Consider the following 13,921-nt stretch of genomic DNA (forward strand, 5'->3'; position numbering starts at 1 on the left):
ATTACTTTGTAATGGTTGTGTGTTTCTGAAAGCTTGAAAAGCTTTTCATAAAACAATTTTAGTATAATATGCACATAATGTCAAGTGTTTTTTAGTTGTCTTTGTGCGACTTATTTTTATAATAACTTTTCTTTCCCCCGAATACATAATTTTACTTGTTTTCTTTTGCTAAGTTTATTTAAATTTATGAAAATTTTCATAAGAAAATGTCTTAATCAAATGATGTTTACTATGCTTTTTCTGGATTGAAGATCTTGAATAAAAAAAAACGCTCAAACACTATCATTGGATAGTGTTTGAGCGTTTTTTTTATTCAATCTCTAATTCTGCAATTATATTTCTGTCTTCTATTTGGCCAATTATTGGATCCTGTAAGACTTGATTTTTATACTCAAATAAGTTCTTTTCTAATTTTAGACGGATAATTTTTCTTACTGCCTCCTCTATTTTTATTTCTGTCTCTATGGAAGTTCGAGCCTTTTTTAAAAGGTATTCATAGGCATTGTCCACATCCTCCGGCATAAGAAATAGGCTTAATCCAGCATCTAGACCCAGATCAATCATCAACTCTGTACCATAATAATCGACAATACTCTTCATATTCAAGGCATCGGATATAACCAGACCTTTAAAACCCAATTCTCTAATTAATATTTCTTGTATCATCATCTCAGACAAGGAAGCCGGCGTTGTATCCCCAGTCACTTGGGGAACCTGTAAATGACCCACCATAATAACATCTACCCCATCCCTAATCGCCTCAATAAAAGGTACAAGTTCGACAGACATTAACCGTTCTATATCATGGCTCAGTATAGCTGTACCTAAATGACTATCCTCTTTTGTATCTCCGTGCCCTGGATAATGTTTTATGACCGGGATGATTTCATGTTCCTGATATGCTTTTAAGGCTTCTATCACTTTTTCACCAACTATATGTGGGTTGTCTGAAAAAGCCCTATGCCCAATAATCGGGTTGCTTGGATTCGTGTGAATGTCGCCTACCGGAGCAAAGTTCATATTAAATCCCAAGGAACGGATTTCTTTTGCAATAATTTCATTGGCTAAATAGACCGCATTGGGGTTAGTGGCATGACCCAACACCCATGCGTCGGGTATTTTTGTACCACCGATACTCGCTTCACCGGTTATTCTTGTTACCAATCCACCTTCTTCATCCAATCCTATAAAAGCAGGGATGTCTAACTCACTTTGAATCTTACGAATTATATTTTGGGTCTCTATAGCGGTTATCATATTGTGCTTAAAAAATATAATTCCGCCATAGGACAAACCTGTTGACTCGTAATCTTCTAAGGTTACATAAAACATCTGGGCCACTTTCGCTTCTAATGACATATTAGACATTATCTCATCAATGGACATTTCTAATAAGGTCGCTTCGTCTAAATCTTCCGATACCGTCTCTTCTTCCGATTTTTTTTCTCGTTTATCCTCTAGTTCTACAACCGATGGCGTTGGTTGCTGTATGTTTTCTTTCACCTTTTTTTCTTGTTGATTTAGTTTTTCCTCGCCTGTTTGACATCCACTCAATAGTAGAAGTAGTATCAAAATCCAGGTATATTTTATCATTCAACCACCTTCAAATTCTTGATTCATTGGCCATCAACTCTATTACATGTAGGCATCAATGGTGTCGTAGTCAATGGGCGCCTTGTCCATAAAAGTTTTTAATGCTTGCAGATAAGCTTTTACGGTATCTAAACAGGTAAAACTTGGCACACTAAGGTGTTCAGCTAAGTTTCTTAATTTATAGCCGTCTCGACTGACGTCTTTACCTTTTGTCGGTACATTAATCACCATAGCAATTTCATCTTTTTTAAACATAACCTGTATCTCAGACAAATCGGATATATTCACAGATTCATTCGTAATGCCTCTTTCCAATAGAAATTGGCTTGTCTTAATAGAAGCCATAATCCCAAATCCTAGTGCCTCTAATTCCTTAACAAAAGGCAGGACCTCTTCTTTAGAAGTGTCGGAAACAGAAATCAAAACCTTACCTGCTGTTTTAAACTTAAACCCTGCCCCTTGAAAGGCTTTAAGTAATGCTTTTTCATAATTCCTATCCACACCAAGGACTTCCCCCGTGGATTTCATCTCAGGTGTCAGTGCTGCATCAACCCCCGCCAGCTTAACGAAACTAAACACCGGCGCTTTTACCGCTATGAGGTTGCTGGTCTTATAGAGCCCAGTCCCATAATCAAGCCCAGATAGTTTATCGCCTAAGATGACCTGCATAGCAATTTTCACCATGGGGATCTTCGTAATCTTACTAATAATCGGTACCGTTCTTGATGCTCTGGGATTCACTTCAATAATATATACTTTTTCATCCTTTATAACAAATTGAATGTTCATAAGACCTACGACTTGAAGGGCCATAGCTATCTTGTAGGTATAATCAACAATGATTGCCATCATGTCATCCGAAATGTTTTGTGGCGGATACACACAAAAACTATCGCCTGAATGGACACCTGTACGTTCAATATGCTCCATCACCCCTGGTATGAGTATGTTCTCTCGGTCCGCAATAGCATCAACTTCAACCTCCATACCATCAATATATTCATCAATGAGTATCGGTTGATCTTCAGATAAAGATGCCGCTTCTTTAACATAACTCATTAGTTCAATATCATTATGAACTATCATCATAGCGCGACCGCCAATAACATAGGAAGGTCTTACCAGAACCGGATAGCCAATGCTCCTTGCAGTGGTAATGGCTTCATCAATATTGGTCACCGCCTTACCTAGAGGTTGAGGAATGTCCAGTTCTCTAAGTAAACGTTCAAAGCGTTTTCGATCTTCTGCCACATCAATGGAATCCACTGAAGTGCCAAGAACTTGAACACCACGACTTACTAGCTTTGGCGCCAGATTAATAGCTGTTTGACCACCATATTGAACGATAACCCCTTTTGGCATTTCTTTTCGTATCACATTCATAACGTCTTCAATAAAAAGAGGTTCAAAATACAATTTGTCGGCTATGTCAAAGTCTGTACTTACGGTTTCGGGATTGTTGTTGATAATAATTGATTCATAACCCAGTTCTTGAATGGCCCATACGGCATGGACCGAACAATAATCAAATTCAATCCCTTGACCAATTCGAATAGGTCCGGAACCGATGACAATGATTTTTTCTTTCTTGCTGATGATATTTTCTTCTTCATCTTCATACGTTGAGTAGTAATAAGGTGTTGAGGATTCAAACTCAGCAGCGCAGGTATCTACCATCTTATACACCGGATACATACCATGGGCACGACGTATAGCATCAATAATACGATAATCTTTACCCGATAAGGCCTGAATCTCGATGTCTGTAAAACCCATCTTCTCTGCCTTTGCTAGCAGCTCTCCTGTAATTGGTTCACTGGATAAGCGTTTTTCCACTTTAATGATGTTATTGATCTTTTCCAAAAACCAATTGTCAATACACGTAATTTCATTAATTTTTTCAACGGATATACCTTTTCTCAAGGCTTCTGCAACCACAAAGATACGTTGGTCATCTACCATATCCAACATCTTAATGATGACTTCTTTAGACAACTTCATTAAAGATTCTTTTCTAAGGCCAGTTTCCTTACCTTCTAAAGATATAATGGCTTTGAGTAAAGAGCTTTCAAATGTTCGGTCAATGGCCATGACTTCCCCTGTCGCTTTCATTTGGGTTCCAAGGGTTCGATCTGCATAATCAAACTTATCAAAGGGCCACTTAGGAATCTTGGTGACAATATAGTCAAGAGCCGGTTCAAAAGAAGCTTTTGTCTTTTTCGTAACCGCATTAGAAATCTCATGAAGATGCAAACCAATGGCTATCTTGGCTGCTATTTTGGCAATGGGATAGCCGGCTGCTTTTGATGCCAGTGCTGATGAACGGCTAACTCTAGGGTTAACCTCAATCACGATATAGGATTTTGATTTGGGATCAAGGGCCAACTGGACATTACAGCCACCTTCAATTTTTAGAGCTTTGATAATCTTAAGTGAAGCCGTACGCAGCATATGGTATTCCTCATCCGATAAGGTCTGAGAGGGTGCGACGACTATGCTGTCACCTGTGTGTATGCCGACGGGATCAAAATTCTCCATATTACAAATAATAATGGCCGTATCGTTTTGATCTCGCATGACTTCATATTCGATTTCTTTCCAACCGGCTACGGATTGCTCTAGTAGTACTTGGCTAATCCGACTGTGCATAAGGCCGGTATGCAAGAATTCTTTGAGCTCATTCATGTTTTTAGCAATACCACCACCAAGACCACCCATGGTAAAGGCCGGTCTTATGATAATCGGAAAACCTATTGAATCTGCTACAGCCAAGCCTTGCTCCATGGTTGTTACGATCTCACTTTTTGGTACAGGCTCACCGATATCCATCATAAGTTGTCTAAAGCTTTCTCTGTCTTCCGCTTGATTAATCGCTTTTAGAGAGGTTCCAAGGAGTCTTACCTTGTATTTCTCAAGTACCCCTGCTTCGTCTAACTCTACCGCCATATTAAGGCCGGTTTGTCCGCCTAAAGTTGCCAACAAGCCATCCGGTCTTTCTTTATCAATAATCCAAGTCAAAGCTTCAAGGGTTAAAGGTTGTATATAAACATGGTCTGCTATGTTATCATCTGTCATGATGGTAGCCGGATTAGAATTCACCAGAACCACTTCGATGCCTTCTTCTTTTAATGATTTACATGCTTGTGTACCGGCATAATCAAATTCCGCTGCTTGTCCGATAATAATCGGTCCTGATCCAATAACCATTACTTTATGAATACTTGTATCTCTAGGCATGTTTCATCACCGCCTTTTCATAGCCTTTGACCCAGTTTTCGAAGATATAATGGGCATCTTCCGGCCCGGGCCCTTCTTCAGGATGAAACTGTACGGATAAGACTTTATACTGATCACAGCTTAAACCTTCATTGGTTTCATCGTTGACATTATAATGGGTTACCTTGATATGCTCTGTAAATGTCTTTTCATCCACGGCGTAACCATGGTTTTGTGAGGACATGAACACTTTACCGGTTACTGTGTCAATAACCGGATGGTTGGCGCCTCGATGTCCAAACTTGAGCTTATAGGTATCGGCACCTAGCGCCAAGGCTAAGATCTGATGACCAAGACAAATACCCCACATTGTTTTTTTACCAAGTAAGCTTTTTGCCAATTCAATGGCCGATACTGCATCTTTTGGATTGCCAGGCCCATTAGAAAAAAAGACCACTTCCGGATCGTGATGTAGCACTTGGTCCACCCTTACATCATGTGGAAATACGGTGATGTCACAGTTCAGATTTTGTAATTGGTGAATAATACCCTTCTTAATGCCAAGATCAATGAGTCCTATTTTTAAGCCGTCTCCTGGATAGTTTTTAATAGTGTCACATGAAACCTGTGCCACTATATTTTGGGGAAACCGATAATTTTTCAATTGGCTAATCAGATCGGGTGTGATTGCCTCTGTTGTGATGATACAGTTCATGGTACCGTTGTTTCGAATAATTTTCGTTAGTTTTCTCGTGTCAATGCCTGCAATACCTGGTATATTATTGGCTTTTAGGTAGTCATCCAGTGACCGCTTGCTTTGCCAATGATTGGGCACCTGTGCATATTCTTTCACAACGAACCCTGATACCTGAATCTTGTCTGATTCATAGTCCACATCATTAATACCATAATTGCCAATTAAGGGATAGGTCATGGTTACAATCTGTCCGCCATAAGAAGGGTCTGTTAATATTTCTTGATAACCGGTCATACTTGTATTGAAGACGATTTCACCAAATAAGGTTGTATTTGCTCCAAAGCTCTCACCTTCGAAAATCGTACCATCTTCTAAATATAATCTACCTTTCATAGGTTCCTCCTTGCTTAAATAGCCCTCCACCATTATTGTGGAGATAAAACTTCATCTAATATATGAATCATGTCGTCAATCTCTGTCTGCTTAATTGTAAGGGGTGGCACAAACCGGATAATATGGGTGCCTGAGTTAATAAGCATAAGCCCCTTATCCAGCGCCATGGCAATAGCATTTCCAACAGGGCTGTCCATTTCGATAGCCATCATCAACCCCATGCCTCGAACCTCCACGATGGAAGGATGTCTTTTTTTCAGTTCCAAAAGGCTGGCCTCTAGGTAAGCTCCCATCGTTTTGACATGTTCTAATAAGCCGTCGTGAACTAGGGCATCTAATACAACACCTGCTGCCGTTGTGGATAATGGATTCCCGCCAAATGTAGAGGCATGGGTTCCCGGTTCAAAACCTAGGGCTGTTTTCTCATTGGCTATGATAGCACCAATCACATAACCGGCACCTAAGCCTTTGGCTAAGGTTACGATATCTGGCTTAACGCCATATTGATCATAAGCAAACACCGTTCCTGTACGCCCGATGCCACATTGAACTTCATCAAAAATCAAGACAATATCCAATGCATCGCATAAGGCTCTTGCTTTTTTAAGAAAAGATTGCTCTGCTGGTCTTATACCACCTTCACCTTGGATTGGTTCAATCATTAAGATGGCTGTTTTTTCTGTTAATACCATTTCAAGGGCTTCAACATCATTAAACTCTGTATAGGTAATCCCTTCAAATAATGGTGCAAAACCTTCATGATATTTGGTTTGTCCTGTTATAGAAACTGTCGCAATGGTTCTGCCATGAAATGAGTTCTTCATGGTTATGATTTCCGTCTTATTCCCATTTACAAATTTATTAATATATCTTTTACCCAATTTTAGAGCGGCCTCATTGGCCTCAGCGCCGCTATTGCAAAAAAACACTCTACTTAAACCGCTAAGTTCAACCAACTTTTGGGCCGCACGAATACTGGGTTCATTGTAATACAGATTGGAACAATGGGTGATCTTATCTATTTGATCTTTCATTGCTTTTTTTAAGGGCTCATAACTGTAACCTAAGGCATTGGTCGCAATCCCAGCTACAAAATCCAAATACTTATTACCTTCTTTGTCAAATACATAGTTGCCTTCTCCCCGTTCTATGACAATCGGAAGGGGTTTGTAATTCTGCAAAAAAACTTCTTGACCTTTATCAATCCATGCATCATGCATTCTGCTACCTCCTAATCAAATTCCTTACAAAACATGGTTCCAACACCTTTTTTAGTAAAAATCTCAAGTAGCATACTATGGAGTACACGGCCATCCAAAATATGAACACTTCGAACACCATGGTTTAATCCTTCAACGCAACATTCTACTTTTGGAATCATACCGCCTGAAATAACACCTTCCTTAATCAGTGTTTCCACTTCATCCATAGCAATCTTTGAAATCAAAGATGAAGTGTCATCTATATCTTTTAATACACCTTCAACGTCTGTTAGAAATATAAGCTTTTCTGCTTCTAGGGCGCCGGCAATAGCCGATGCTGCATAATCTGCATTTATATTGTAAGTATTGCCTGCCTCATCTGTACCAATCGGTGCAATAACCGGTATAAAATCATTTTCCAATAATGAATCAATAAGTTTTGTATTGACTTTTGTAATCTCACCAACAAATCCTATATCTTCACCATCAACCAGTTTTTTCTTTACTTTTAATGTCTTTCCGTCTTTTCCTGTGATTCCAACAGCGTTGATATCATGATTCTGAATCAGTTGGACAATGCTTTTATTCACTTTTCCGGCCAATACCATTTCTACGACATCTACTGTTTCTGCATCGGTTACTCTAAGTCCATTTTGAAATCTAGATTCTATACCGATGGCATTAAGCATATCACTGATTTCTTTTCCTCCACCATGGACAATCACCGGCTGAAAACCGACTAATTTCATAAGTACTATGTCTTCTATTACCGATGTTTTAATGGCTTCGTCTACCATGGCGGAACCGCCATACTTTATGACCACCTTTTTACCGTTAAATTCCTTTATATAAGGTAAGGCTTCGATCAAAACCTTTGCTTTATTAATATATTTTTCCATAATTCACCTTAATGATGATGGCTTATGCCATAGTATCATAATTCCCTTTCTTGGATTAATGGTTAGAAGGTCCATAATTAGGTTCTGTATTCCCCATTTATTTTTACGTATTCATAACTTAGGTCACATCCCCATGCTGTTCCTTTGGATGTACCTTCTTCTAAATACGCATTCACCATTACTTCTTTTTCCTTTATAATGTCAAAGGCACGTTCCTCGTCAAATTTCTGAGGAACACCATTCACCATCAAATCAATTGTTCCAGCGGAACTTTCATAGTTTAAAGTCACTTTCTTGGCATCAAACTTAACCCCTGAATAGCCCATAGCACATAAGACCCTTCCCCAATTGGCATCATTGCCAAAGAAAGCTGTCTTGACCAGGTTGGATGTAACCACAGACATGGCTAAGACCTGGGCTTCTTTTTTACTTCTTGTTCCATACATGTTCACTTCTATGAATTTGGAAGCACCTTCTCCGTCTTTAACAATCAGTTTGGCTAAAGTCTTATTCACATAGTCCAAGGCCTTCTTGAAAATTAAATAGTCTTCATGCTCTTCAACAATCATTTCGTTACCTGCCATACCATTAGCCATAACAGTACACATATCATTGGTAGAGGTATCGCCATCTACACTAATCATATTATAAGCATCCTGGACACTTTCTTTGACTGCCTGATCTAACATATCAAAAGATATGGCGACATCGGTGGTCACATAACTTAACATGGTTGCCATATTGGGGTGAATCATACCTGAACCTTTTGCCATGCCACCGATGGTTACGGTCTTACCACTGATTTCAATCTCTACAGCGACTTCTTTGGTAAATGTATCGGTTGTACAAATGGCTTCTGCTGCTAAAAGGCCTGCTTCATAAGTCGACTTAATGTGGCCAATATTTTCTTCAATCCCGCTGACAATTTTCTCAATTGGTAATTCAACGCCAATGACACCTGTTGAACCCACTAAAATATTTTCTTTTTGGACACCTAAACACTTAGCTAGTGTTATTGCCATTTTTTCGTTATCCGCATCACCTTGATCCCCTGTGCAGGCATTGGCGTTGCCGCTATTGACCACAATGGCTTTAACCGGATGCTTATGTTTGTATATATCCATATTCCATATAACCGGTGCTGCCTTTACCACATTGGTCGTAAAAGTGCCTGAGTATAGAGCAGGTACCTCTGATACTATCAGAGCGAGGTCGTTTCTTTTTCGTTTTATACCAATGTATGCCCCGTGTGCACTGTAGCCCTTGGCTGCTGTTACGCCACCTTGTATTATTTTCATTTTTTGACTCCTTCCAATACCTAACCAATCACGCTTCTATTTCTGAGCTTATGATTTTTAAAATTGTACTGCCTTCTATTTAGTTTATAATTATACATTTTAATTCATATTAATGCAAGATGTTTTCCATTCTTTTTACTTCTTATTCACCTTTCTTTATTATTTCATGTATTCCTCAGGGTTTCAAGTTATTCAATCAACTTTCTTATTCAATTAATATGGGCTTGAGGGGCAAAAGCAAACACAATATAAAACTGTTGCATTACTTTCCAATATATAGGAGAATATAAGTGTATCCAATTGGCTACTTCAAGATTTTTGTATGGAGGACACGATGATTACTTATATAGCCACATTCACCCAGAACTATACCATTGTGCTCATACTGAACTTAATTTTTTCCATCATTATTATATCCCTTGAGCGAAGGAACCCCATTTCAGCTTTGGCTTGGTTATTTTTTATGACCATGTTACCGGGCATTGGTTTCTTTTTCTACCTTTTATTGTCACAAAATATATCTAAGCGAAAAATCTTCAAATATACCCATGAAGAATCAGCCGCTTACAACTTTGTCTTAGATAAACAACGATTGGCTCTTGAAAAAGGGTTTTTTAAATACAATGACCCTGATATGGATATGTACCGTGACATAATAATTTTTCACAATAAATTAAGCGAAGCCTCCTTTACTCAAAACAATGACATTACCATTTTTACCAATGGTCAGGAAAAGTTTGATCGACTGATTGATGAAATGAAGGCAGCCAAAACTCATATTCATCTTCAATATTATATCGTTAAAAATGATATGCTCTCTTCACATATTTTTGACGTTTGTAAACAAAAAGCAAAAGAAGGTGTTGAAATAAGGTTACTTATTGACCATATCGGTGGACGTCATTTGCCAAAGTCCACAATCAATGATTTGAGGAATTCAGGTTGTGAGGTGTATTTCTTCTTCCCATCTCTTTTCAAATACTTTAATCTAAAGGCAAATTATCGTAATCACAGAAAGATTGCTGTTATAGACGGATGTATTGGTTATGTTGGCGGCTTTAATATAGGGATGGAGTATCTCGGACTCCGAAAGCGTTTTGGTAAATGGCGTGATACCCACATTAGAATCCTCGGAGATGCTGTTATTCAACTTCAAATCCGCTTTCTTCTAGATTGGCGTAGTGCATCCAAAAAACAATTAATTGATATTGCACGTTATATCAAATACAATAAAGACCACCCCGGTGACGCCGGTGTTCAGATTGTCAGCAGTGGCCCTGATTCCATCAATCAACAAATCAAGCAAGGCTACATTAAGATGATTAACAGTGCCAGAAAGTATATCTATATTCAAACACCTTACTTTGTTCCTGACGAAAGCGTTATAGAAGCTTTGAAAATAGCTGTTGTATCCGGTGTTGATTTAAGAATCATGTTCCCTAATAAACCAGACCACCCTTTTGTCTACTGGGCCACTTATTCCTTTATTGGCGAGCTTTTAATGTATGGTGCTAAAGCTTATATCTATGATGACGGTTTCATTCATACAAAGGCCATTATTGTAGATGATGCCATAAGTTCTGTCGGAACTTGCAATTTTGACATTAGAAGTTTTAGGCTTAATTTCGAAGTCAATGCCTTCATTTATGATAAGCCTACCTCACAATCATTATGTTCCATCTTCAACCAGGATATACTTGTTTCTAGAGAGCTTACCCTTGAAGACTATCTACACAGACCCTTCAGTATTAAAGTGAAAGAGTCCATATCCAGACTTTTTTCACCTGTACTATAAACTTAGCAAAAGTAGAAAATAAATTTAAGTAAGTGTTGTATAATTATTAATTATAATGTATAATTAATCAATATCAAACCTAAGTATCTGATATTTATCAGATTCAAATATAAGGAGGACAATCATGAACAATAAAGTTGTACTAGCCTATTCAGGTGGTCTTGATACTACCGTCATTATACCTTGGTTAAAGGAAAACTATGACTGTGAGGTCATCGCTGTTTGCGTTGATGTCGGTCAAGGAAAAGAAATTGATGGACTCGAAGAAAGAGCTCTATCCACCGGTGCCAGCAAATTGTATATAGAAAACATAACCGACGCATTCGTCGATGATTATGTCATACCTTGCGTCAAAGCAAATGCTGTATATGAGGGCAAATACCTTTTAGGAACTTCAATGGCACGTCCCGGCATCGCTAAAGCCTTAGTTGATATTGCACTAAAAGAAGGCGCTAATGCCATCTGCCATGGTGCTACCGGTAAAGGAAATGACCAAGTGCGTTTTGAACTCACTATAAAGGCCCTTGCACCACACTTAGATATTATAGCGCCTTGGCGCATATGGGACATCAAATCTCGTGAAGATGCTATTGCTTATCTTGAAGCAAGAAATATTCCGGTACCCATGAAAAAGAAAGAAAGCTATAGCCGTGATCGTAATCTATGGCACTTAAGTCATGAAGGACTTGAACTGGAAGATCCAAGCATTGAACCGGTCTATGATAACCTACTCCAGATGTCCGTAACACCCGAAAAAGCACCTGACAAACCAACATATATCGATTTGGAATTTGATCAAGGTAACCCAACTAAGTTAAATGGAGTGTCCATGAAAGCTTCTGATATTATTGCCGCTCTTAATGAGATTGGTGGTGCCAATGGCATCGGTATTATTGATATATGTGAAAACCGTGTAGTTGGTATGAAGTCTCGTGGCGTTTATGAGACACCTGGTGGTGCCATACTCTACTATGCACACAATGAGTTGGAATACCTCTGTCTTGATAAGCAAACGCTAGCCTACAAAAGTCAACTGGCCATCAAATTTGCTGAGTTGGTTTACTCAGGTGAATGGTTCACACCTCTTCGTGAGGCCCTTAGTGCTTTTGTAGATGAAACACAAAAGACGGTTACAGGTAGTGTAAAGTTAAAACTCTATAAAGGCAATATTATTCCTGCCGGAGCAAGCTCTCCCTACTCTTTATATGACGAGGATATTGCAAGCTTTACAACCGGCGATCTATATGACCATAAGGATGCAGAAGGTTTCATTAATCTTTTTGGGTTACCACTCAAGGTTAGAGCCATGATGAAAGAACGTTCCGGTTTGAAATAGATTGTCCACTTTACCTCTTAGATATAAAGGAGATTGACTATGAAATTATGGGGCGGAAGATTCGCAAAAAGCACCAACGTCATGGTGGATGACTTTAACTCCTCCATTCGTTTCGATGAAAGATTATATAAACACGACATCATAGGTAGCATTGCCCATGTTACCATGTTAGCAAAACAAAATATTATCTCTGAAGAAGATATGAATACCATAAAAACAGGTCTTGAAGAACTTTTAAACGATATTGAATCCGGCCAAGTTGCTTTTGACATTCATGAAGAGGACATTCATATGAACCTTGAAAAACTTCTGATTGAAAAAGTAGGACAAGTTGGTAAAAAGCTACACACCGGCCGTAGCCGCAACGACCAAGTCGCACTGGATATTCGACTCTATATGCGTGATGAACTGGCACTGGTGGATGAAATGATTGTGAACCTTCAAGGTATCATTCTTGATATGGCAGCAGAGCATCTAGATACCATTATGCCCAGCTATACCCATTTACAAAAGGCACAACCTATAACCTTAGCTCACCATTTAATGGCCTATTTCGAAATGCTAAAACGTGACCGTAACCGTTTAGAAGATGCTAAAAAAAGAATGAACCAACTGCCCCTTGGTGCCGGTGCGCTTGCTACAACAACTTATCCTTTAGATCGGTATTTTGTAGCCGACATGCTTGGCTTTGACGGTATTTGTTTGAACAGCATGGATGCTGTAAGCGATCGTGATTTCTTAATTGAGATTCTGTCAACCTTTTCAGTCTTAATGATGCACTTAAGCCGCTTTTGCGAAGAAATCATTCTATGGTGTTCTAATGAGTTTCAATTCATCGAATTGGATGATGCTTATAGTACCGGCAGTAGCATCATGCCACAAAAGAAAAATCCAGATATCGCTGAATTGGTTCGTGGCAAAACCGGACGGGTTTATGGTTCTTTAATGAGCCTACTTACGACGATGAAGGCGCTTCCACTTGCTTATAACAAAGATATGCAAGAAGATAAAGAGGTTACATTTGATGCCTTAGATACGGTAAAAATGTGTTTACCTATTTTCTCCGATATGTTACGTACGGCTCGAATTAATAAAAAGAATATGTATGATGGTGCCGGTGGTGGCTTTACCAATGCCACCGATGCGGCCGATTACCTTGTTAAAAAAGGTATGGCTTTTAGAGATGCTCATGAAGTCATCGGAAAATTGGTTCTTTATTGCCTAAAACACAATAAAACATTAGAGACATTGACCTTAGATGAATACCAAGACCTCTCAGAAGTATTTGAAAAAGATGTATATGAAGCTATTTCCTTAGAGACCTGTGTCAATAAAAGACAAGTCATAGGGGGACCTGGAAAAGATGTTATGAAAGAAGTCATTGCTATAAATAGAAAGTATTTAGGTAAGGTTGAGTAATTAGAAAAGAGTACTGTCATTTGAATCTATCAACTTGGACAAGTGACTTACTCTTTTTTATTTATTTATTTTT

9 protein-coding genes are annotated in these 13,921 nt (G+C 38.7%); 3 read left to right on the top strand and 6 right to left on the bottom strand.

Annotation, left to right across the window (positions count from 1 at the left end; all coding sequences use genetic code 11):
- Positions 1-309: 309 nt before the first annotated feature.
- From P0N36_RS12500 to argJ, 6 genes are all read right to left on the bottom strand, one after another.
- Positions 310-1,593, bottom strand: coding sequence for a glycoside hydrolase family 3 protein (locus P0N36_RS12500; protein WP_275843189.1), 1,284 nt, complete (start codon positions 1,591-1,593; stop codon positions 310-312).
- Positions 1,594-1,635: 42 nt separating this feature from the next.
- Positions 1,636-4,830 (bottom strand): carbamoyl-phosphate synthase large subunit, encoded by a 3,195-nt coding sequence (gene carB / locus P0N36_RS12505; protein ID WP_275843190.1) that lies wholly within the window; start codon positions 4,828-4,830, stop codon positions 1,636-1,638.
- On the bottom strand, positions 4,823-5,899 hold the full coding sequence (carA, locus tag P0N36_RS12510; RefSeq protein WP_275843191.1) for a glutamine-hydrolyzing carbamoyl-phosphate synthase small subunit: 1,077 nt from the start codon (positions 5,897-5,899) through the stop codon (positions 4,823-4,825). The genes carB and carA overlap by 8 nt, the downstream gene beginning before the upstream one ends.
- Positions 5,900-5,931: 32 nt before the next feature.
- Positions 5,932-7,119 carry an aspartate aminotransferase family protein gene (locus P0N36_RS12515; protein ID WP_275843192.1) on the bottom strand — a complete coding sequence of 396 codons (1,188 nt, stop codon included), beginning with the start codon at positions 7,117-7,119 and terminating at the stop codon, positions 5,932-5,934.
- 11 nt (positions 7,120-7,130) lie between these two features.
- Positions 7,131-8,000: an acetylglutamate kinase gene (gene argB, locus P0N36_RS12520; RefSeq protein WP_275843193.1), complete on the bottom strand. Its 870-nt coding sequence runs from the start codon at positions 7,998-8,000 to the stop codon at positions 7,131-7,133.
- Between the two features lie 77 nt (positions 8,001-8,077).
- Positions 8,078-9,298 carry a bifunctional glutamate N-acetyltransferase/amino-acid acetyltransferase ArgJ gene (argJ, locus tag P0N36_RS12525; RefSeq protein ID WP_275843194.1) on the bottom strand — a complete coding sequence of 407 codons (1,221 nt, stop codon included), beginning with the start codon at positions 9,296-9,298 and terminating at the stop codon, positions 8,078-8,080.
- 334 nt (positions 9,299-9,632) lie between these two features.
- On the opposite strand from argJ, the gene cls reads away from it, so the two are divergent.
- The 3 genes from cls (at position 9,633) to argH (ending at position 13,848) form a co-directional block, all read left to right on the top strand.
- On the top strand, positions 9,633-11,093 hold the full coding sequence (cls, locus tag P0N36_RS12530) for a cardiolipin synthase (protein ID WP_275843195.1): 1,461 nt from the start codon (positions 9,633-9,635) through the stop codon (positions 11,091-11,093).
- A gap of 124 nt (positions 11,094-11,217) precedes the next feature.
- A complete protein-coding gene (locus tag P0N36_RS12535) occupies positions 11,218-12,429 on the top strand; it encodes an argininosuccinate synthase (RefSeq protein WP_275843196.1) in 1,212 nt (403 codons plus the stop codon).
- A 39-nt stretch (positions 12,430-12,468) separates the two neighbouring features.
- A complete protein-coding gene (gene argH / locus P0N36_RS12540) occupies positions 12,469-13,848 on the top strand; it encodes an argininosuccinate lyase (RefSeq protein WP_275843197.1) in 1,380 nt (459 codons plus the stop codon).
- Positions 13,849-13,921: the final 73 nt, after the last annotated feature.

Source organism: Petrocella sp. FN5 (genome assembly GCF_029210395.1).
Lineage (GTDB): Bacteria > Bacillota > Clostridia > Lachnospirales > Vallitaleaceae > Petrocella.

Bases quoted from the DNA above. Each gene is read 5' to 3' on its own strand.
- carA (WP_275843191.1), bottom strand. From the start codon at position 5,899: ATGAAAGGTAGATTATATTTAGAAGATGGTACGATTTTCGAAGGTGAG.
- argB (WP_275843193.1), bottom strand. From the start codon at position 8,000: ATGGAAAAATATATTAATAAAGCAAAGGTTTTGATCGAAGCCTTACCT.
- P0N36_RS12500 (WP_275843189.1), bottom strand. From the start codon at position 1,593: ATGATAAAATATACCTGGATTTTGATACTACTTCTACTATTGAGTGGA.
- argH (WP_275843197.1), top strand. From the start codon at position 12,469: ATGAAATTATGGGGCGGAAGATTCGCAAAAAGCACCAACGTCATGGTG.
- carB (WP_275843190.1), bottom strand. From the start codon at position 4,830: ATGCCTAGAGATACAAGTATTCATAAAGTAATGGTTATTGGATCAGGA.
- P0N36_RS12535 (WP_275843196.1), top strand. From the start codon at position 11,218: ATGAACAATAAAGTTGTACTAGCCTATTCAGGTGGTCTTGATACTACC.
- cls (WP_275843195.1), top strand. From the start codon at position 9,633: ATGATTACTTATATAGCCACATTCACCCAGAACTATACCATTGTGCTC.
- argJ (WP_275843194.1), bottom strand. From the start codon at position 9,298: ATGAAAATAATACAAGGTGGCGTAACAGCAGCCAAGGGCTACAGTGCA.
- P0N36_RS12515 (WP_275843192.1), bottom strand. From the start codon at position 7,119: ATGCATGATGCATGGATTGATAAAGGTCAAGAAGTTTTTTTGCAGAAT.